Origin of the sequence: Dactylosporangium sp. CA-092794, assembly GCF_050948465.1 — a bacterium.
Taxonomy (GTDB): domain Bacteria; phylum Actinomycetota; class Actinomycetes; order Mycobacteriales; family Micromonosporaceae; genus Dactylosporangium.
This window is the reverse complement of the sequence record NZ_CP192044.1, coordinates 8,266,800-8,286,357: the sequence shown is the minus strand read 5'-3', so window position 1 is coordinate 8,286,357 and position 19,558 is coordinate 8,266,800. Positions and strand designations below refer to the sequence as shown.

The 19,558-nt window shown below is 68.4% G+C and carries 19 protein-coding genes; 14 read left to right on the top strand and 5 right to left on the bottom strand.

Features of this window, described 5'->3' with window-relative positions:
• Positions 1-32 precede the first annotated feature (32 nt).
• The 4 genes from ACQPXD_RS35480 to ACQPXD_RS35465 are packed head-to-tail and all read left to right on the top strand — an operon-like array spanning position 33 to position 3,616.
• Complete coding sequence (locus tag ACQPXD_RS35480) at positions 33-1,394, top strand: acyclic terpene utilization AtuA family protein (RefSeq protein WP_432825757.1); 1,362 nt, start codon at positions 33-35, stop codon at positions 1,392-1,394.
• The gene (locus tag ACQPXD_RS35475; RefSeq protein WP_432825755.1) at positions 1,387-1,695 is read left to right on the top strand and encodes a DUF4387 domain-containing protein; all 309 of its coding nucleotides are present in this window, start codon (positions 1,387-1,389) and stop codon (positions 1,693-1,695) included. Before ACQPXD_RS35480 ends, ACQPXD_RS35475 begins: the two co-directional genes overlap by 8 nt.
• Positions 1,696-1,706: 11 nt before the next feature.
• Positions 1,707-2,879 (top strand): alpha-hydroxy-acid oxidizing protein, encoded by a 1,173-nt coding sequence (locus ACQPXD_RS35470; RefSeq protein ID WP_432825753.1) that lies wholly within the window; start codon positions 1,707-1,709, stop codon positions 2,877-2,879.
• Positions 2,876-3,616 carry an SDR family oxidoreductase gene (locus ACQPXD_RS35465; RefSeq protein ID WP_432825751.1) on the top strand — a complete coding sequence of 247 codons (741 nt, stop codon included), beginning with the start codon at positions 2,876-2,878 and terminating at the stop codon, positions 3,614-3,616. The genes ACQPXD_RS35470 and ACQPXD_RS35465 overlap by 4 nt, the downstream gene beginning before the upstream one ends.
• 54 nt (positions 3,617-3,670) lie before the next feature.
• On the opposite strand, the gene ACQPXD_RS35460 is transcribed toward ACQPXD_RS35465, so the two are convergent.
• Both ACQPXD_RS35460 and ACQPXD_RS35455 read right to left on the bottom strand, forming a co-directional pair.
• On the bottom strand, positions 3,671-4,357 hold the full coding sequence (locus tag ACQPXD_RS35460) for a response regulator (protein ID WP_432825749.1): 687 nt from the start codon (positions 4,355-4,357) through the stop codon (positions 3,671-3,673).
• Positions 4,354-5,580, bottom strand: a complete 1,227-nt coding sequence (locus ACQPXD_RS35455; protein WP_432825747.1) for a sensor histidine kinase — start codon at positions 5,578-5,580, stop codon at positions 4,354-4,356. The genes ACQPXD_RS35460 and ACQPXD_RS35455 overlap by 4 nt, the downstream gene beginning before the upstream one ends.
• Positions 5,581-5,982: 402 nt before the next feature.
• On the opposite strand from ACQPXD_RS35455, the gene ACQPXD_RS35450 reads away from it, so the two are divergent.
• From ACQPXD_RS35450 to ACQPXD_RS35440, 3 genes are read left to right on the top strand one after another with little or no spacing between them, the layout of a single operon-like run.
• Entirely contained in the window at positions 5,983-7,302 is a 1,320-nt protein-coding gene (locus ACQPXD_RS35450) for a CitMHS family transporter (protein ID WP_432825745.1), read from the top strand.
• A 47-nt stretch (positions 7,303-7,349) separates the two neighbouring features.
• Positions 7,350-8,204 carry a fumarylacetoacetate hydrolase family protein gene (locus ACQPXD_RS35445; RefSeq protein WP_432825743.1) on the top strand — a complete coding sequence of 285 codons (855 nt, stop codon included), beginning with the start codon at positions 7,350-7,352 and terminating at the stop codon, positions 8,202-8,204.
• Entirely contained in the window at positions 8,201-9,190 is a 990-nt protein-coding gene (locus ACQPXD_RS35440) for a phosphoglycerate dehydrogenase (RefSeq protein ID WP_432825741.1), read from the top strand. Before ACQPXD_RS35445 ends, ACQPXD_RS35440 begins: the two co-directional genes overlap by 4 nt.
• 13 nt (positions 9,191-9,203) lie before the next feature.
• On the opposite strand, the gene ACQPXD_RS35435 is transcribed toward ACQPXD_RS35440, so the two are convergent.
• Complete coding sequence (locus ACQPXD_RS35435) at positions 9,204-10,094, bottom strand: LysR family transcriptional regulator (protein WP_432825739.1); 891 nt, start codon at positions 10,092-10,094, stop codon at positions 9,204-9,206.
• Positions 10,095-10,275: 181 nt separating this feature from the next.
• Between ACQPXD_RS35435 and ACQPXD_RS35430 the strand changes: the two genes are divergently transcribed.
• Positions 10,276-11,322, top strand: coding sequence for a tartrate dehydrogenase (locus ACQPXD_RS35430; RefSeq protein WP_432825737.1), 1,047 nt, complete (start codon positions 10,276-10,278; stop codon positions 11,320-11,322).
• Positions 11,323-11,458: 136 nt separating this feature from the next.
• Here ACQPXD_RS35430 and ACQPXD_RS35425 read toward each other — a convergent pair whose 3' ends face one another.
• On the bottom strand, positions 11,459-12,232 hold the full coding sequence (locus tag ACQPXD_RS35425) for an SAM-dependent methyltransferase (protein ID WP_432825735.1): 774 nt from the start codon (positions 12,230-12,232) through the stop codon (positions 11,459-11,461).
• A gap of 218 nt (positions 12,233-12,450) precedes the next feature.
• On the opposite strand from ACQPXD_RS35425, the gene ACQPXD_RS35420 reads away from it, so the two are divergent.
• A complete protein-coding gene (locus tag ACQPXD_RS35420; RefSeq protein WP_432825733.1) occupies positions 12,451-13,374 on the top strand; it encodes a hypothetical protein in 924 nt (307 codons plus the stop codon).
• A gap of 66 nt (positions 13,375-13,440) precedes the next feature.
• Here ACQPXD_RS35420 and ACQPXD_RS35415 read toward each other — a convergent pair whose 3' ends face one another.
• Positions 13,441-13,638, bottom strand: a complete 198-nt coding sequence (locus ACQPXD_RS35415) for a hypothetical protein (protein ID WP_432825731.1) — start codon at positions 13,636-13,638, stop codon at positions 13,441-13,443.
• Positions 13,639-14,187: 549 nt separating this feature from the next.
• Here ACQPXD_RS35415 and ACQPXD_RS35410 point away from each other — a divergent pair.
• From ACQPXD_RS35410 to ACQPXD_RS35390, 5 genes are all read left to right on the top strand, one after another.
• Positions 14,188-14,643, top strand: coding sequence for a hypothetical protein (locus ACQPXD_RS35410; protein WP_432825729.1), 456 nt, complete (start codon positions 14,188-14,190; stop codon positions 14,641-14,643).
• A gap of 72 nt (positions 14,644-14,715) precedes the next feature.
• Entirely contained in the window at positions 14,716-14,805 is a 90-nt protein-coding gene (gene kdpF / locus ACQPXD_RS35405; protein ID WP_344617409.1) for a K(+)-transporting ATPase subunit F, read from the top strand.
• The gene (gene kdpA / locus ACQPXD_RS35400) at positions 14,805-16,466 is read left to right on the top strand and encodes a potassium-transporting ATPase subunit KdpA (RefSeq protein ID WP_432825726.1); all 1,662 of its coding nucleotides are present in this window, start codon (positions 14,805-14,807) and stop codon (positions 16,464-16,466) included. Before kdpF ends, kdpA begins: the two co-directional genes overlap by 1 nt.
• Positions 16,463-18,607, top strand: coding sequence for a potassium-transporting ATPase subunit KdpB (gene kdpB, locus ACQPXD_RS35395; protein WP_432825724.1), 2,145 nt, complete (start codon positions 16,463-16,465; stop codon positions 18,605-18,607). Before kdpA ends, kdpB begins: the two co-directional genes overlap by 4 nt.
• Positions 18,607-19,494 (top strand): potassium-transporting ATPase subunit C, encoded by an 888-nt coding sequence (locus tag ACQPXD_RS35390; protein ID WP_432825722.1) that lies wholly within the window; start codon positions 18,607-18,609, stop codon positions 19,492-19,494. Before kdpB ends, ACQPXD_RS35390 begins: the two co-directional genes overlap by 1 nt.
• Positions 19,495-19,558 lie beyond the last annotated feature (64 nt).

The following is a 19,558-nucleotide window of genomic DNA, read 5'->3' as shown; positions in this document are numbered from 1 at the left end:
CGACAAGCCCTTGGGAGCCGGTCAGGATCTACGTGCCTGAGGGCTCCTTGGGGGTCGGGATCTTCCCCGACGAGATCGAGTACGCACTGGCACGTCACCCCCACGCGATGGCACTGGACGCCGGCTCGACCGACAGCGGCGCGGCCTACCTGGCCACCGGAAAGTCGAAGAATGATCGGGGCTCGGTGAAGAAGGATCTCGAGCTGCTGATGAGTGCCCAGCACCGGGCCGGCATTCCGATCCTGATCGGTACCTCCGGCCAGGCCGGCGGCGACCTGAACGTCAACTGGACGCGCGACATCGTCCTGGAGATCGCCCAGGAACAGGGGTACACCCCGAAAATCGCGCTGCTGTACTCCGAGCAGGACCCTCAGCTCATCAAGCGGAAGCTCGCGGACGGAAAGATCTCCAGCCTCCCACCGCTGGGCGACCTGGACGAGGCGACGATCGACCGCTGTCTGCACATCGTCGCGCTGATGGGACCCGAGCCGTACTTCGCGGCCTTGGAGGCAGGCGCCGACATCATCATCGGCGGGCGCACCTCCGACCCGGCCGTGATCGCGGCCTTTGCGCTGTGGAAGGGCGCGCCGGCCGGCCCGAGCTGGCACGCGGGCAAGATCGCCGAGTGCGGTGGCCAGGCGACCAGCGCCAACAACGGGCAGCGCGGGATGCTGCTCCAGATCGACGCTGACGGGTTCGAGGTCGAGCCGGCGGACCCGCAGTCCAAGGCGACGGTCAACGGCATCTCGGCTCACCTCCTGTACGAGAACAAGAACCCGTGGCGGCTCGCCGAGCCCGGCGGCGAACTCGACGTCACCGAATCGGAGTACATCCAGGTGACCGAGTCGAAGGTACGTGTGACGGGGTCGAAGTGGATTCCGAGGCCCTACACGATGAAGTTGGAAGGTGCCTCCGGGGATCTGTTTCAGACGATCATGATCGTCGGGATCGTCGACCCGGACGTGCTCGCGGAACCTGAGCTCTTCCACAACATGATGTTGGCGGCCCTGACCGAGCGTGCGATGTCGGCCACGGGGCTGGGCCGGGAGGAGTTCCACATCTCGCTGCGCATGTACGGCTGGAACGGGGTGAGCGGCACGACGCCACCGCCGGGCTCGACTCCCCTCGAGATCGGGATGATGTGCGTCATCACCGCGAAGACGCAGGAGCTGGCGAGCCAGATCGCCAAGGCTTGCAACCCCTACTTCTTCCACATGCCGCTGCGCCTGGGGATGGAGCTGCCGAGCTACGGATGGCCGTTCACGCCCGGCGACATCGATCGGGGGGCGGTCTACGAGTTCGTGCTCAACCACGTGGTGAGCATCGACGACCCCCTGGAACTGGTCCGAATGCACGTGCAGGACGTGGAAGCGAAGGTGGCAGCCCATGCCTAAGGTCAAGGAAGTCTGCCGGCACGTCAGGTCCAAGGTGGCCGGCCCCTTCTGGGTCACGATCGACCTGATGTTCGACAGCCAGGAGAGCTTCGACCGGTACGTCGACAGTCCGGCCCTGAGCGCGGAGGCGATCGCGGCGATCTATGGTGTCGAGGCCGAGACGGTCTCGCGCTATCCGGTCCCGAAACTGCAGGTGCTGAAGATCTCCTACCCGAGGCGGTCGCCACAGGGCGGCGTCGAGGAGCGCGACTTGCACTCCGGGCAGCAGTACGCCTATCTCATCGACACCGAACTCACCTGAGGGGAGCAGTCGTGAGCCAGTCGTTCGGCGACTACCAGCTGGAGATCTACTTCAGTGCCTTGCATGGCCGCATCTCGGACTTCCCGATGGACTATGCGACACTCGAGCGGCGTGCGGCTCACACACTGCCCCCCTCGCTGCTGTCGTACATCGCCGGAGGCGCGGGAGACGAGGCGACCCAGCGTCGCAACGTCGACGTCTTCGCCGAGTGGGGTCTCGTGCCCCGCATGCTGGTTGGCGCGAGCGAGCGGGACATGTCGGTCACCGTGTGGGGAATGACGCTCCCCAGCCCGATCTTCATGGCTCCGGTCGGTGTCGCCGGGCTGGTCACCAAGGACCAGCACGGCGACATCGCGGTCGCCCAGGCCGCCGCGGCGACCGGTGTGCCCGCCATGTTCTCCACACTGATGCAGGACCCGCTGGAGGACGTCATCGCGCACGCCGGCGAGACGCCCAGCTTCTTCCAGCTCTACACGCCCAAGGACCGCGATCTGGCGGCCAGCCTCGTCGAGCGCGCGACGCACGCTGGTTATCGCGGCATCGCGGTGACGCTGGACACCTGGATCCCGGGCTGGCGACCCCGCGATCTGGCCAGCGGCAGCTTCCCTCAGCTGCGCGGGCATGCGCTGAAGAACTACACCAGTGACCCGGTCTTCCGGCGCATCCTCGGCGGGAAGGAGGATCCTCAGACCGTCGTGAGCACGTGGGCGCAGATCTTCGGCAACCCGCTGACCTGGGCCGACCTGGAGTGGCTGCGGTCCCTGACCGATCTCCCCATCATCCTCAAGGGGATCGCGCACGCCACGGACGCTCGTCGTGCGATCGATGCCGGCGTGGACGGCATCTACTGCTCCAACCACGGCGGTCGTCAGGCCAACGGTGGCCTGACCGCCCTTGAGCTCCTGCCGGCGGTCGCTGAGGCTTGCGACGGCAGGGTGCCGGTCCTTTTCGACTCCGGTGTCCGCAGCGGCTCCGACGTGGTCAAGGCAATCGCCCTCGGTGCCACGATGGTGGGCATCGGACGCCCCTATGTCTACGGGCTCGCGCTCGACGGCGTGCCCGGGTTGATCCACCTGTTGCGGATGTTCCTCGCCGAGGCGGATCTGCTGATGGCCGTCAACGGATACCCGGATTTCGCAGCAGTACGGACCAATGTTCAACGCTCCCTGGGACGGTGGACATGACCACGACCGATATCGCCTTGGTGACGGGGGCCAACAAGGGGCTCGGCCGCGAGATCGTGCGGCAACTCGCCGAACGCGGGATGAGGGTCTACCTCGGTGCCCGGGACGAGGCTCGCGGCCGCGCGGCAGCCGGCCAGCTGGCATTCAGCGGGGACGTGCGATTCGTCCAACTCGATGTCACCGATCCTGGGTCCGTCGCAGCCGCGGTCGCCACCATCGAAGCTGAGTCCGGCCGTCTTGACGTGCTCGTCAACAACGCCGGCATCTCAAGTGAGATCGGTACCGCGGTGCCGGACATCACGGCGGACCAGATGCGCGCCACGTACGAGGTCAATGTCTTCGGCGTGGTGACGGTGACCTCGGCCTGTATCCCGCTGTTGCGAAAGTCGTCCAACGGTCGGATCGTGAATATGGCCAGCCGCCTCGGCTCGCTGACCGCCTTGAGCGCCCCGGACAGTCGGCAACGCAAGATCGGAGCGCTGACCTACAGCTCGTCCAAGGCAGCCCTGAACGTGCTCACGCTGCTGTATTCGGAGGCATTGCGGGAGGACGGCATCCAGGTCAACTCCGTCACCCCTGGCCGGGTACCGACCGATATCAACGCTGCGACGGACCGTCGCGGTGAGCGCAGCCTGGCTGATGGTGCGATGACGCCGGTCTACCTCGCAACGCTTCCACCCGGGGCGATGACCGGAGAGTTCCGGGGATCCGGCATCGACGAATCACCGGGGTGGTGACCAAGCCAGGCCGGTAGTGTCCGGTCTCCGGCATCCTGGAAGGCAGCATTGTGACTATGCCCCATGCCCGTCGGTGGCGCGAACGATGCCGTGCTGATAGGCGTAGCGCACGGCGTGTGTCCGATGGCGCAACTCGAGCTTCGTGAGGATCCGGGAGACGTGGGTCTTGACCGTCTCGTCGCCGATGTGGAGGGTGGCGCCGATCTCCTGATTGGTGAAGCCCTCGGCGATCAGCAGGAACACCTCATGCTCGCGCGCCGTCAACCGCGCCAGTTGCGACGGCAGCGCCGCGGTCGGCTGCTCGACCGGCGCGATGGCGTCGGCGATGCGCGGCGTGAGCCGCCGCACCACGGCCGGGTCGACGTAGGAGTCGCCTCGTGCGGCGGCCCTCACGGCGGCGATGAGCTCCTCGGGAGGGAGGCTTTTCAGCACGAAGCCCTGCACGCCCGACGTCAGCGCGCGGTGGAGATAGTCGTCGCTGTCGTACGTCGTCAGCATGATGATCCGGATGCCGGCGAGTCCTGAGGCTCTGATCGCCGCCGCCGCGGCCAAGCCATCGAGCTTTGGCATCCGCACGTCAAGAATCGCCAGGTCCGGACGGAGCCGGAGAGTCTCGGCGAGAGCGGCCTGCCCGTCTGCCGCTTCGGCGACGCATTCCAGGTCTGGCTGTGTGCTGAGGATGGCACGGAGGCCGGAACGGAAGGCTGCGTGATCATCGGCGATGAGTACGCGATATGTCACAAGGTCTCTCCAGACAATGGGGTGTCAGAACAAAGGTTGACCTTCGTCTCCCAGGTGCTTCCCCCGGCCACGGGGCCGTGAGAGACGCCGCCGCCGAACAAGGCCGCACGGCTTCGGATCCCGGCGAGTCCACGACCGGAGGCGGACCAGTCGTCGTACTCCGTATGCGATCCGATGCCGTTGCGCGCGCTCAGCACCACCGACTCTTCGGCGAAGCCGAGCTCGACTTCCACGGTCGTCCCGTCTCCGTAGCGCAGAGCGTTGGTCAGCATCTCCTGCGCGATCCGGTACAGCGCGATATCGAGTGAGCCGGGCAACTCGCGCGGGGTGCCGGAGACCTCGAATCGCACTGCCAATCCTGAGCGACGTACGCCTTCGAACAGCTCGTCGAGGTTGCCGATGCCGATCTGGTTGGTCGAGTCGGAGGTTCGGTGCAGGACGTCGAGGACCCGGCGGAGGTCGAGCATCGCCGAGCGGCTGGACGTCTCGACGGCCGTGAGCGAGTCGACGATCTCAGGATCGGCGAATCCGGGCCGAGCGGCGAGCTTCAGCCGCGCCGCACCGGTGTGCACGCCGATCGCGCTCACGTGGTGGGAGATGACGTCATGCAGGTCGCGTGCGATCGACGTCCTCAACCTGTCCGCGGCCCGTTCCATCTCTGCGGTGGCATCCCGCAGCTCGAGCTCGCGGTTGTGGCGTAGTTCCGAGATGTAGCCGCGTCGGGCCGAGGTGTACCGGCCGACCAGCCACGGAATGAACGCGTTCTGCGCCGCGGCGATGGCGATGGTGAGGACGGTGGAGAAACTGGCCACCGATTCCGCGAGCGCCGCCGCCAGCGCCAGAGCGAGGAGCGCGCCGATGCTCGACCTGTCCCGCAACCAGGCGCCGACACGATAGGCGGCGATCATCCCGCCCGCCAGGCTCCAGTTCGGGTCGGGTGTCGAGCGGAGCACGAGCGCCAGGCCGACGGCCGCAACCGCGTGGGCCACGGCCACGGGACCCGAGTACTTCGGCGGCAGGGCCAGTGCGGTGTCGACGCCCACGATCGCGATCAGAGCGACGATCCGGACCGAGGCGGGCAGATCCGGTGTGGCGTTGACGAAAATCGCGACGTCGACCAGGAGACACATCAGCGCGACGAGGCGGGCCTGCCGCGACAGTGACCGCATCACGCCGGGCGCCTCGTCGCGTCGCGTGGACCAGCGCGTCCCGGACGTGATCATGCTGCCAACCTCGGGCTCCCTCACTGTGTCTCGCCGCCGTACGACGCAGCGGCCGTCCCCTGATCGGGGGGCGAAGTCTCCGCGAATGGCGTGACGCTCACCACTGGCAATTCATACAGTAGCCGAAACCAAGTCATGTTATGGAGATCGTGGCGTGGTCCCGAAGCACGACGGCTGCCCACGAGTACCCCCACATCGTCGACATCGTCCCCGGGCTTCCCATGACCGCCACGGGCAAGATCCTCAAGCGCGGACTCTCCTAGCACGCCGTGTCGCGCTGCGTCCCCCGAACCGGGGACGGGCCTCCCCGGTTTGTGTGACGCTCGCCACATGACAAGTCCATAGTCTCAAAGTCCGCCGAGGGCCCGCTGCGTCATCACCTGGGCCATAGCTGCACGAACGGTGCAGAGAGGAAGCCTCATGCTGGCTTTATTGGGCTTTGGGACGATCGTCGTCTTCACCGTGCTCGTGATGTGGAGGAAGCTGTCGGCGGTCGCCGGTCTGGTCCTCGTCCCCACGGTGTTCGCACTGATTGGCGGGTTCGGCACCCATCTGGGCGACATGATGGTGTCCGGGATCGTCGCGACCGCCCCTACAGCGGTCCTGCTGACCTTCGCCCTGCTCTACTTTCTCGTGATGACCGAGTGCGGTCTGTTCGAGCCGCTCGTCCGCAAAATCCTCGCGGTGGTCGGGGAGGACCCCGTGCGGATCGTCATGGGCACGGCCATCCTTTCCACGTTTCTCCAACTGGACGGTGACGGCTCCACGGCCGCCTTCATCGTGATCACATCCATGTACCCGATCTACCGGCAGCTCGGGATGAACCCCATCATCATCGCGTTGATGCTCGCGATGATCGGCCCGACCATGAACTGGCTGCCGTGGGGCGGCCCGGCCGCACGGATGGCGACCTCGCTCCAAATCGACCTTTCCGACATCGTCCTCCCGATGCTGCCGGCTCTCGTGCTGACCGTCCTCGGTGCACACGTCTTCGCGTACTTCCTCGGGCGGAGGGAACGGCGCCGGATCAACGCCCGCAAGGCCGAGGCCGCCCTGAAGGACGAGGGCGAAGGCTCAAGCGTCGACGAGCCGCGCACGCCCACCCCGACGAAGAACGTCTGGTTCAACCTGGTGCTGACCATCGTCTTCATTCTCAGCATGGCGGTCGAGCTCCTGCCCCTGCCCGCGCTGGCCATGATCGCGTTCGCCATCGCCGTCACGGTCAACTGGCCGGTCCTGCGGGTGCAGAACGAGAAGCTGAAGCCGCACACCGGCACCGTCGTCACGGTCATCTCGCTCATCCTGGCCGCCGGCGCCTTCGCCGGCATCCTCAACGACAGCGGAATGGTCAAAGCCATGGCCAACGCCCTCGTCGCCCATCTGCCCCACGAGTGGGGGAGCGGCTTCGCCTTCGTGACGGCTCTCGCCTCGGGTCCGCTGCTCTTCATCCTGTCCAACGACAGCTTCTACTTCGGCGTCGTCCCGGTGCTGGCGGAGACCGGCAAGGCCTACGGCATCCCGCACGAGGTGATCGCCCACTCGGTGCTCCCCGGCATCTACCTCCACACACTGAGCCCGTTGAGCGCGCCGATCTACCTCGTGGCGGCGATGCTGCGCACCGACTTCGGGTCGTTGCAGCGTTTCGCCCTTCCCTGGCTGATCGGAATCACCCTGACGGCGATCGCCGCCGCTGCCGTCACCGGTGCGATCTACGTCGCCTGAGCCCCAACGTCCGCGACAGCCCGCCCTTCGACCACCCGGAGCAGAACATGCGATTCATCAGCTACGCCATCGGCAACGAGGAAGGCGTCGGGATCAAGTCCGGCGACGGCTACCGGGGGCTCCCCGCGGCTGATCTGGGCGGGGATCTGCAGTCCTTCCTGGGTCGCCAGACCGGGCTCGTCGATCTCGGGAAGATCCTCGACGCGGCGCCGGAGCTCGCGATGTCGGAGGTGACCCTGCTGCCGCCGGTCGTGCGCCCCGGCAAGATCTTGTGCATCGGGCTCAACTACCGGGCACACGCGGCGGAGAGCAGCTTCGAGGTGCCCACCTACCCGACCGTGTTCGCGCGGTTCGCCAACGGCACCGTCGCGCACGGCGCACCGCTGGTCAGGCCGAACGCCTCCAACCTCTTCGACTACGAGTGCGAGCTCGCTGTCGTGATCGGCACGGGTGGCCGCCACCTCGCCAAGGAGGAGGCCCTCAACCACGTCGCCGGCTACTCCGTCTTCAACGACGGATCCGTGCGGGACTTCCAGATGAAGTCCCCCCAATGGACGATGGGCAAAGCGTTCGACGAGACCGGAGCCTTCGGCCCCGAGCTGGTCACCCCCGAGGAGCTTCCCGACGGCTGCCGAGGCTTGCGGATCCGGACGATCTTGAACGGTGAGGTCCTGCAGGACGCCAACACCGAGGACATGATCTTCGACGTCGCCACCCTGGTCTCCACGCTGTCGGAGGTGATGACGCTCACGCCGGGCGACGTGATCGTGACCGGTACGCCCGACGGCGTCGGCGCGCTTCGCAACCCGCAGATCTGGTTGAAACCGGGCGACGAATGCACGATCGAGATCGAGCGGATCGGCTCGCTCACCAACCCGGTGGTGCAGGAGGGGACGCGGTGAGCTCCCGCATTCTGATCACCACCGACTACCTCGGGCCGGGCGACGCGGTCGACCGGTATCTACGGGAACGGGGACATGACACCGTGCACGCTCCCTTGCGCGGGCGTCGTGATCGCGATGACCTGATCCAGCTGCTCGACGGCATCGACGGCGCGATCATCGCCAACGAGCCGATGACCGCGGACGTCCTCGCCTCGGCATCGACCCTGAAAGCCGTCGTACGCTCGGGCGTCGGCTATGACTCGGTCGACGTCGCCGCGGCGTCGGAGCTGGGCATCCTCGTCAGCAACCTCCCGGGCATCAATGCCAATGCCGTCGCGGAGTTCACGATGGGCGCACTCCTGGCGGCCTCCCGGCACCTCGTCGAGATGGCCGTCGGCGTGGCCGGCGGCGGATGGCCTCGTACGGACGGACACGAGCTACGGGGATCGACGCTGGGCCTGGTGGGGTTCGGTGCCGCGGCGCGTGCCGTGGTGCCACTCGCGCGGGCCTTCGGCATGACGGTGCTCTGCCGCACCGCCATCGCCCCGGATCCGGGTTCGCCGGTGCCGGGGGTGGAGTTCGTCGATCTCGGCACTCTGCTGTCCCGTTCGGATTACGTCTCGCTCCACACCGCGTTGAGTCCCTCGACCCACCATCTGATCGATGCCCGAGCGCTGAGCCTGATGAAGCCGACCGCCGTGCTCGTCAACACCGCGCGTGGCGCGATCGTCGACGAGAGCGCTCTGGCCGATGCCGTCCGTACCGGTGTCATCGCCGGTGCCGCGCTCGACGTCTGCGAGGTCGAGCCGCTGCCCGCCGACAGCGCGCTCCGCGGCGTCGAGGGGATCACCGTCTACTCGCACATGGCGGGTCAGACCGCGCAGGCACGCGACGCCGCGGGCCGCGCGGCGGCCGTCGAGCTCCTCGGCGCGCTCGACGGTGCTCCAGCCTTCCGCGTGAACGACCTCTCGGTACGCCGGTTCCGGGTGACTCTGCGGGCGTGACGGGCTGTACGTATCACGCCAACCGGCGAGGCAACCGTTCGGCCAGAAAGTCGATGAGCTCGACGACGCGTCGCGGCACGTGTCGTTCGGCATCGTAGAGCGCGTAGACGTCAGCCTCCGGCGTGGCAACCTCAGGAAGGACACGGACAAGCGCGCCGCTCATGAGGTGCTGCCGTACCTGCCATTCCGATCGCATGATGATGCCTCGGCCGTCGAGGGCCCAGGTGGTCACCACGTCGCCGTCATTGCTGGAGAGATGACCCTTGATCTGCACGCCACGGATGCCGCGGTCACCGAAGGTCCACACGGCGGTGCTCGCCTCGTTCTCCTGCAGTGCGATGCAGTCGTGCTCGGCCAGCTCGCCGACGGTGCTGGGAGTGCCGCGCCGGGCGAGGTACGCCGGCGACGCGCAGGGCACGCGGCGGTTCTGGGCGAGCCGGCGCATCTTCAGCGACGAGTCCGGGGCGCTGCCCACCCGGATAGCGACATCGAACGCCCGTCGCTGCGGCTGCAACGGAAGGGAGGAGATCTGCAGCTGGGCATGCAGGGCCGGATGCTTGGCGAGGAAGGCACCCAGGAGTGGTGCGATGTGCGCACGGCCGATCCCCGGCGTGGACATCACCGTCATCGACCCCCGCAGAGGCCCCGAGCGATCGGCGATCTGGTCGTCGAGCTCGGCGATCTGGTCGAGGATGGCGGCGCCCCGCGTCGCGTAGAGCTGACCCTCAGAGGTCAGCGTGAGACGTCGGGCGCCGCGTTGGACCAAGCGGACCTCCAGACGCTGCTCCAGCGCTGAGAGTCGCCGGCTGACCACGGGCAGGGAGCTGGCCAGCTCGCGCGCGGCCGCGGTGAGCGACTCACTGCCAGCGACCACGCGGAAGAAGGCAAGATCGTCGACGCCCATTCCACAGCCTTTCGCGAGGAGCAAGGCTACCTTACCGTGGCGTTGCACTGATAGGTGGAGGCGCACGGGCAGGATAGAGCACCGACCGCGTACGCCGACGTACGCCGCTGCTGGGAGGAAGCCCATGTCACGCCGTCATCGCATCGCTGTCATCCCTGGCGACGGCATCGGAACCGAGGTCGTGCCCGAGGGGCTGCGCAGCCTGCAGGCGGCCGGCAAGGTGTTCGGCTTCGAGCTCGACATCGAGGAGTTCGGCTTCGCCTGCGCGGACTACTGGACCCGGCACGGCAAGATGATGCCCGACGACTGGCAGGAGACGCTCGGTCACTTCGATGCGATCTTCTTCGGTGCGGTCGGATGGCCCGAGGTGGTTCCTGACCATGTCTCCCTGTGGGGGAGCCTGCTGCAAATGCGTCGCGGGTTCGACCAGTACGTCAATCTCCGCCCGGTCAAGCTACTGCCGGGGGTGCGCAGCCCGCTGCGAGACTACGAGGCCGGCGACATCGACTTCCTCGTCGTGCGGGAGAACACCGAGGGTGAGTACTCCAGTATCGGGGGCAGGATCTTCGAGGGCACCGACCGCGAGACCGTCATGCAGGAAACCGTGATGACACGCATCGGCGTGGACCGGGTCCTCCGATTCGCGTTCGACCTCGCGGCCTCCCGGCCGGCCAAGCACGTGACCTGGGCGACCAAGAGCAACGGCATCTCAGTCACGATGCCCTACTGGGACGAGCGGGCCGAGGCGATGGCCGCACAGTATCCCCAGGTCGCCGCCGACAAGGACCACATTGACATCCTGGCCGCCAAGTTCGTCCTGCAGCCGGACCGCTACGACGTGGTGGTCGCCAGCAACCTCTTCGGCGACATCCTCTCCGACCTCGGCCCTGCCTGTACCGGGGCCATCGGCGTGGCCCCGAGCGCCAACATCAACCCCACACGTGCCTTCCCGAGCCTCTTCGAGCCCGTTCACGGATCGGCTCCCGACATCGCCGGCCAGGGAATCGCCAACCCGATCGGCCAGATCTGGAGCGGCGCGCTGATGCTGGACCACCTGGGCGAGCACGAAGCCTCAGCCGCGATCATCGCAGCCTTCGAGAGTGTGCTCGCCGACCGGCCCGACGTCCTCACCCCCGATCTGGGTGGCACGGCCACGACGGTCGCGCTGGGCACCGCCATCGCCGAACGCATCCTCACCGCGGGCCAGCACGCTTCTGTTCACCGGTAGCGGGCCAGACGGCTGGCCGAGCGGCCGCCTGGGCACTGCCGCGGCCGGCTAGGAGACCGTGAACTGCCGGGGTCTGGGGTCGCTGCGTGGTCGATTCAAGATCATTGTCTACTGCGGACTGTGCGGAGCTTGCTCGTCAGTTCTTCCTCGCTGTCACCATCGCGAAGGTGAGGAACTCGCCGGCGTCGGCGGCGAGCAGGTCGATCACCGCCTGGCGATTGTGTTGCGGGCCGGCCCGGTCGCCTGTGTGCTCGGCCACCGCCTGTGTCCATAGCAGCCAGTCCCGCCAGCCGTCTTCCTGCAGTCGTGCCGATGTGACGGTCACGAGTTCGGTGACTTCCCACTGAAAGCGCCACCACTCGGCGGTGTGCCAGGCGATCGGCTCCCAGCCGAACAGTTCCTTGATGCGCTCCGGGATCGCCCCGAGTTCCCGGACCTCCCGGGTCATTCCCGGCGTCGCCACGCCGAGCTGGCCGCCAGGCCGCAGGAACCCCATGAGGTATGGCAGGTACCAGTCGGAGGTGCCGAAATACTCGAACGCGTCGATGCTCACGATGGCGTCGAAGCTGTCCTTCCCGAACGGCAGGTTGTGCGCCTCGGCCCGCACGGCGGTCACCTGGCCGGAAACGCCGGCGTCAGCGAACACGGCCGCTGCCTCATCCGGCGCGATCCACCAATCGGCCGCCACGACCTGGACGCCGTACTCACGCGCCAGGAACACGGACGTCGCCCCCTTGCCGGAGCCCAGGTCCAGGACCTGCATTCCCGGGCGCAGGTCAAGATCCCGGGCCAGGTCCTCCAGCAGCCACAACGGGTTCGGCCCCATGTCCAGATCGAGCAGCCAGGCCGGGTCGTACCGGGACGAGCGCGGATACCGATCCGGGCGGGCAAGCTCATCGAAGATTGTCACGAGCACCGATCAAAGCTGGTCACACGCAGGCATGCAATCCCTTTGCCCACCCTGCCGACAAGGACCTGCAGGCGTCGATGCCCAGGCGCGCCGTGCACCGACGGCCCGTCCAACAGCAAGGTGTCGCGACGACTCAGGACACGAGAGACAGTCCCGCCCTGCGCGGCGCGGGATACTCGGATGCCTTTCGGGGTGTGCATCGCTGATACTTGCCCATTGTGACGATCTCGCCGCAGCGCGGCCCGAAGGCGATGGCGCGGGTGCGCAGACACGGGCAGGTGACGCCGGCGGTCGCCGGCGACGTGCTTGTGTCGGTGTCGGTGGGACCGGCCGACGAGGCGATCGCGGTGTGGGCCGCTCCCGCCGACCGGCAGGCGCTGCTGGCCCACGACGGCGCGGTGCGACCGAGTCCGGCGCGTCCGGCCGCTGTCCGGGTGAGCACCCACGGCGCAGGCACCGATGCCGTCGTCGCGATCGCCGCGCTGGACATGGCGTTCTTTCACGCCCAGCCGCTCCCCGGCGGGCGCGTGCTGATGGTCGCCGCACGCGGTGGCACGGCCGTGGTCTTCGACGCCGCCGGCCAGCCGGTCCACCAGGGCAATCTCGGTGACGGAATCGAGCACGTGCGAACCACCCCGGCCGGACAGGTCTGGGTCGGCTACTTCGACGAGGGCGTCTACGGCAACGACCCGGTCGCCCACCACGGCATCGTGCGCTTCAGCGACGATCTTCGACCTGCTTGGACGTACCCCTTCGACAGCGGGTTCGGCCCGGTCGACGACTGCTACGCCCTCACCATCGACGGGGAGGCGGCCTGGTCGTGCTACTACAACAGCTTCTCCATCGTGCGCCTCGCCGGTGACGCCGTGACCGGCTGGCACAACCGCCACGTCCACGGCGCCACCACGCTGATCGTCGACCGCGACGTGTGTGCCCTCGTCGGCGGCTACCAGACCGCACCGGGCCGGACCGCGGTCGGCCGCCTCGCGGACGGCCAGTTTCAACCGGCCGGTGAACGGCTGCTGAGCCTGCCAGACGGCCAGCCCCTGCCCCCGGGGACCCGTTTCGCGAGCCGCGGCCCCGACCTGCACCTGTTCATCGACACCACCTGGTACCGGCTGAGCCTCGATGATCTGCGCTGACGTCCACGGACCCGGCGATCCACCACCGATGGGCGACCCATCGTGTTCCACGTTCTGGTCAATCCGTCAGCCGGCTTCGCGGTCGGAGGACGAGCGATGATCCTCGTGCGAGCCTCGGTACGCCGCGGTCGATTTGTGGTCGTGTCGATCCGCGTGCCGCATGTGCCGTTCGTGCTGCCGGGCAATCCGGGATGCGATGCACAGCGACGCCACCGCGCAGGCGAGCACCAGGGCCGCGAGGACGAGAACGCCGGTCAGCACCATCGTGACCACCTCGACGAGCCGTCCCGGTCGGCGGCGGCCGAGCGCCGGGACGCACCCACGCTGCTACGGGTTGTGCGCAACTAACGCTACTCGCGAACGGCTTGCGATCGCCCCAGCGACACGTCGTCGATCCGGTCGGTGGTTGTTTGCCATGACGCGGCCCGCTGGGGTGGCGTCTCGTTGCCCGACCAGCAGGACGTAGTGGTCATCGGTGGGGCAGGCGTTGCTCCCGGGCGTCTCCGGCGGTCAGCCGGCCAGCCGCGCGGAGCAGCCGGTAGCGGGCCAGCGGGCCTGCGGAGCGGGCGAGTGCAGCGGAGGGCGGCGAGGCCGGCCAGGGATTGGGACACACCGACGACGACGCGGCGTCCACGCTCGACCACGACTCGACGGTAGCCGCGCGCGGCGCCGCGCGGCGTCAAAGGAGCGTCAAGAAACCGCAGTCGGGCGTAGGGATTTCGTCAAGACATCTGGGCAGGGAAAACGGCCGGGTCTTCACTGGCACGGGGCCGGATGGAAGGCCCCTGGCGCGAGTGTCGAAGCGGGTGCTCGATGAGCGGGACATGGTGGCTGGTGCGGGCGCGGCCCGCGCCGACCGGCATCACCCTCGCCGCCGGCTCGGCGGCGGTCGTGGCCACGGCGGTGCTCTCCGCCGCGGTGATCGCACCGTCGGCGCTGATGGCGCGGCTGGTGGCGATGGCGGTGTGCGTCGCCGCCGCCGGGGCGGTGAGCGGGAACCTGGTCTCGGCGCTCGCCACGGCCTCGATCGCCTGGACGGTGCTCAACGGGTTCCTGGTGAACCGGCTGGGCGTGCTGACCTGGCACGGTGCGGCGGACGTGGTCCGGCTCGGCGTGCTGCTCGGCGCGGCCGCGGCCGGCTGGCTGGCCGTGTTGTCGGGCCGGGTGATCCGGCACCGCCGGGATGTGGTCCGGATGCGCGTCTGGCTCTACGGCGACGGTTTCGCGTCGTCGGTCCCTGAGTTCAAGGAGGCAAGCCCCAGTGGCTGATGTGGTGTTCGTGCTGCTGACGATCGTGGCGTTCGCGGTCCTCGGCCTGGCGGTGCGGGCGGTGGAGCGGCTGTGAACGCCGAGAACCTCGTCGGCCTCGTCCTCGCGGTCGCGCTGACCGCGTTCCTGATCGCGGCTCTCCTCTTTCCGGAGCGGTTCTGATGAGTACCACGGCAGCCGGTGTGCTGTTCATCGTGTCGCTGGTCGTGGTGCTGGTGCTGCTGTACCGGCCGTTCGGCGACTACATGTACCGGGCGATCACCTCGGTGCGCCATTTCCGCGCGGAGCGGGTGCTCTACCGGGCCGTCGGCGTGAACCCCGACGGCGAGCAGTCCTGGGGGGTCTATGCCCGCAGCGTCCTCGCGTTCTCGGCGGTGTCGATCCTGCTGCTGTACCTGTTCCAGCGTGTGCAGAACCATCTGTGGCTGAGCCTCGGCTTCGACCCGGTGAAGCCGGACCAGGCCTGGAACACGGCGGTCAGCTTCGTGACGAACACGAACTGGCAGTCGTACTCGGGCGAGTCGACGATGGGCCACCTGGTGCAGATGGCGGGCCTGGCGGTGCAGAACTTCGCCTCCGCCGCCGTCGGTGTGGCCGTCGCCATGGCGCTGGTGCGCGGCTTCTCCCGATCCAAGACCGACCAGTTGGGCAACTTCTGGGTCGATCTGGTGCGGATCTGCGCGCGGATCCTGCTGCCGATCGCCGTGCTCGGCACGATCGTGTTCATCGCCGCGGGCATGGTGCAGAACCTCTCCGGCGGCACCGACGTGACCACCCTCGCGGGCGGCGCACAGCACATCACCGGCGGGCCGGTGGCGAGCCAGGAGATCATCAAGGAGCTGGGCACCAACGGCGGCGGGTTCTACAACGCCAACAGCGCGCACCCGTTCGAGAACCCGACCACCTGGACGAACTGGCTGCAGGTGCTGCTGATCCTGCTGATTCCGTTCTGCCTGCCGCGGGTGTTCGGCCGGATGGTCGGCGACAAGCGCCAGGGCCTGGCCATCGCCGGCATCATGGCGATCCTCGCCCTGGGCAGCATCATCACCATCACCGCCCTGCAACTGCACCACGCCGGCACGGTCCCGACCGCGGTCGGGGCGGCGACGGAGGGTACCGAGACGAGGTTCGGCGTGCCGCAGTCGGCGACGTTCGCCGCGGCGACGACCCTGACCTCGACGGGTGCGGTGGACTCGTTCCACGACTCGTACACGGCGCTCGGTGGCATGATCACGATGCTGAACATGATGCTCGGCGAGGTCGCGCCCGGCGGGGTCGGCTCCGGCCTGTACGGCATCCTCATCCTGGCCGTGATCACCGTGTTCGTGGCCGGGCTGATGGTCGGGCGGACGCCGGAGTACCTGGGCAAGAAGATCGGCGCGCGGGAGATCAAGTTCGCGTCGCTGTACCTGCTCACCACGCCAGCGCTGGTGCTCATCGGCACGGCGATCGCGATGGGCTCCGAGACCGCGCGTGCCTCGATGGCGAATCCGGGCGCGCACGGCCTGTCCGAGGTGCTCTACGCGTTCACGTCGGCGTCGAACAACAACGGCTCCGCGTTCGCCGGCATCTCCGTGAACACGGACTTCTACAACACGGCGCTGGGGCTGTGCATGCTGCTGGGCCGGTTCCTGCCGATCATCTTCGTGCTCGGCCTGGCCGGTTCCCTGGCGCGGCAGCAGCCGGTGCCGGAGTCGACGGGCACGCTGCGGACGTACCAACCCCTCTTCGTCGGCATGGTCGTTGGCGTCACGGTCATCGTCGTGCTGCTCACCTACCTGCCGGCCGTCGCGCTCGGCCCGCTCGCGGAAGGCATCCAGTGACCACCCCAACCACTGTTCAAGAACCGCCTGTTCAAGGAGCGCCGCCGGCCTCCTCGACACCGCGGCGCATCGGCGGCGGCCTGCTCGACCCGGCGCAGCTGTGGAAGTCCACCCCGGACGCGCTGCGCAAGCTCAACCCGGCCACCCTGTGGCGCAACCCGGTCATGTTCATCGTCGAGGTCGGCTCGGTGTTCACCACCGTCCTCGCGGTCATCCACCCCAGCATCTTCGCCTGGGCGATCACGGTCTGGCTGTGGCTGACCGTGCTCTTCGCCAACCTCGCCGAGGCGGTCGCCGAGGGCCGCGGCAAGGCCCAGGCCGACACCCTGCGCAAGGCCAAGCAGGACACGGTCGCCCGGCGGCTGGTCAACGGCGTCGAGGAGCAGGTCCCGGCCACCCAGCTGCAGCAGGGCGACATCGTCGTGGTCGAGGCGGGGCAGATCATCCCCGGCGACGGGGACGTGATCGAGGGCATCGCCTCGGTCGACGAGTCGGCGATCACCGGCGAGTCGGCCCCGGTCATCCGCGAGTCCGGCGGCGACCGCAGCGCCGTCACCGGCGGCACCAAGGTGCTGTCCGACCGGATCGTCGTGAAGATCACGCAGAAGCCGGGGGAGTCGTTCATCGACCGGATGATCGCCCTCGTGGAGGGGGCCAACCGGCAGAAGACCCCGAACGAGATCGCGCTGAACATCCTCCTCGCCAGCCTGACGATCATCTTCCTGCTCGCCGTTGCCACGCTGCAGCCCCTGGCCATCTACTCCAAGGGCGTGCAGGCCTTCGCCCCGGACAGCCAGGCGCTGACCGGCAACGGCGTCACCGGGATCGTGCTGGTGTCGCTGCTGGTGTGCCTGATCCCGACGACCATCGGGGCGCTGCTGTCGGCGATCGGCATCGCCGGCATGGACCGCCTCGTGCAGCGCAACGTCCTGGCCATGTCCGGCCGGGCCGTGGAGGCCGCCGGCGACGTCAACACGCTGCTGCTGGACAAGACCGGCACCATCACCCTGGGCAACCGGCAGGCCGGCGACCTGCTGCCCGTCGAGGGGGTGGCGGTCCAGGACCTGGCCAGTGCCGCCCAGCTGTCCAGCCTGGCCGACGAGACCCCCGAGGGCCGCTCCATCGTGGTGTACGCCAAGGAGCACCACGGGCTGCGGGAGCGCAGCACCGGCGAACTGGCCCACGCCACGTGGGTGCCGTTCACCGCGCAGACCCGGATGTCCGGCGTGGACCTCGACGGCGACCGCCGGGTCCGCAAGGGCGCCGCGACCGCGGTCATGAAGTGGGTGCGGGAGCACGGCGGCCACCCCACCGCGGAGGTCGGGTCCATTGTGGACGCGGTCTCCACCGCGGGCGGCACGCCGCTGGTCGTGGCCGAGCACGTCGAGGGTCAGCCGGCCCGCACGCTGGGGGTGATTCACCTCAAGGACGTGGTCAAGCAGGGCATGCGGGAACGCTTCGACGAGATGCGCCGGATGGGCATCCGCACCGTCATGATCACCGGCGACAACCCGCTCACCGCCAAGGCCATCGCCGAAGAGGCCGGCGTCGACGACTTCCTCGCCGAGGCCACGCCCGAGGACAAGATGGCCCTGATCAAGAAGGAGCAGCAGGGCGGCAAGCTGGTGGCGATGACCGGCGACGGTACCAATGACGCCCCGGCATTGGCGCAGGCCGACGTCGGCGTGGCCATGAACACCGGCACCTCGGCGGCGAAAGAGGCCGGGAACATGGTCGACCTCGACTCCGACCCGACCAAGCTGATCGAGATCGTGGAGATCGGCAAGCAGTTGCTGATCACCCGCGGCGCGCTGACCACGTTCTCCATCGCCAACGACATCGCCAAGTACTTCGCCATCATCCCGGCCATGTTCGCCGCGATCTACCCCGGCCTGGACCGGCTGAACATCATGCGCCTGCACTCGCCGGAGTCGGCGATCCTGTCCGCGGTCATCTTCAACGCCCTCGTCATCGTGGCGCTCATCCCGCTCGCCCTGCGCGGCGTCCGGTACCGGCCCAGCAGCTCAGCGTCCATGCTGCGCCGCAACCTGCTCGTCTACGGCGTCGGCGGGATCATCGTGCCGTTCGCCGGCATCAAACTCATCGACCTCATCATCATGTCCATCCCAGGGATCTCGTGATGCGCCTCCCAGCCTGGCTCGCCCAGCACCTCGCCGCTCTCCGCGCCCTGCTCGTCCTCACGGTCGTGTTCGGGCTGGCCTATCCGCTGCTCATGGTCGCCGTCGCCCGGATCCCGGGACTGGCCGGCCACGCCGACGGCTCGCTCGTCGACAAGGGCGGCAAGACGGTCGGCAGCGCCCTCATCGGCCAGTCGTTCACCGACGCCGACGGCAACCCGCTCAAGCAGTACTTCCAGTCCCGGCCCTCCGCGGCCGGCGACGGCTACGACCCGACGTCCACCTCGGCCAGTAACCTCGGCCCGGAGAACGTGGTCGACACGCTGCCCGATCCTTCCGTCAAGGACGACGAGGGCAAGCAGGGCCTGCTGACGCAGGTCTGCGCCCGCAGCAAGGCCGTCGGGGAGCTGGAAGGCGTGGACGGGTCCCGGCCATACTGCACGCCCGGTGGGGTCGGCGCGGTCCTGGCCGTCTACCACAGGGACGGCGCGACCGGCCCGGTCACCCGGGCGGTCAGCCTCAACGAGGCGTGCCCGGCCACGCCGTTCGTCACCACCTGGCAGGGCGTCACCGTCGAGTGCGCGAAGTTCGGTGAGGACTACAGCGGCGGGGTCGTCACCCCGGTGCGGGGCAACGCCCCGGATAAGCCGGTGGTGCCCGCGGATGCGGTGACGGCCAGCGGCAGCGGCCTCGACCCGCAGATCAGCGTCGCCTACGCCCACCTGCAGGCGGCGCGGGTCGCGGCGGCGCGCGGCATGTCCGTGCCCGACGTCGGCAAGCTCATCGACAAATACACCACCGGCCGTACCCTCGGGTTCATCGGCGAACCGGGCGTCAACGTCCTGCAGCTGAACCTGGCGCTGGACGCCGGCCACCCGGTCCGCGGCTGACCGACCGCCCGGCCCGCCGCCCTCCTCCCGGCGGCGGGCCGGGTCGCAACAATTTGGGCACCCA

Excerpts from the sequence above, each read along its gene's own strand:
- ACQPXD_RS35410 (WP_432825729.1), top strand. The coding sequence starts at position 14,188 with ATGAGCGGGACATGGTGGCTGGTGCGGGCGCGGCCCGCGCCGACCGGC.
- ACQPXD_RS35390 (WP_432825722.1), top strand. The coding sequence starts at position 18,607 with ATGCGCCTCCCAGCCTGGCTCGCCCAGCACCTCGCCGCTCTCCGCGCC.
- ACQPXD_RS35415 (WP_432825731.1), bottom strand. The coding sequence starts at position 13,638 with ATGGTGCTGACCGGCGTTCTCGTCCTCGCGGCCCTGGTGCTCGCCTGC.
- kdpA (WP_432825726.1), top strand. The coding sequence starts at position 14,805 with ATGAGTACCACGGCAGCCGGTGTGCTGTTCATCGTGTCGCTGGTCGTG.
- ACQPXD_RS35435 (WP_432825739.1), bottom strand. The coding sequence starts at position 10,094 with ATGGGCGTCGACGATCTTGCCTTCTTCCGCGTGGTCGCTGGCAGTGAG.
- ACQPXD_RS35445 (WP_432825743.1), top strand. The coding sequence starts at position 7,350 with ATGCGATTCATCAGCTACGCCATCGGCAACGAGGAAGGCGTCGGGATC.
- ACQPXD_RS35455 (WP_432825747.1), bottom strand. The coding sequence starts at position 5,580 with ATGATCACGTCCGGGACGCGCTGGTCCACGCGACGCGACGAGGCGCCC.
- ACQPXD_RS35465 (WP_432825751.1), top strand. The coding sequence starts at position 2,876 with ATGACCACGACCGATATCGCCTTGGTGACGGGGGCCAACAAGGGGCTC.
- ACQPXD_RS35475 (WP_432825755.1), top strand. The coding sequence starts at position 1,387 with ATGCCTAAGGTCAAGGAAGTCTGCCGGCACGTCAGGTCCAAGGTGGCC.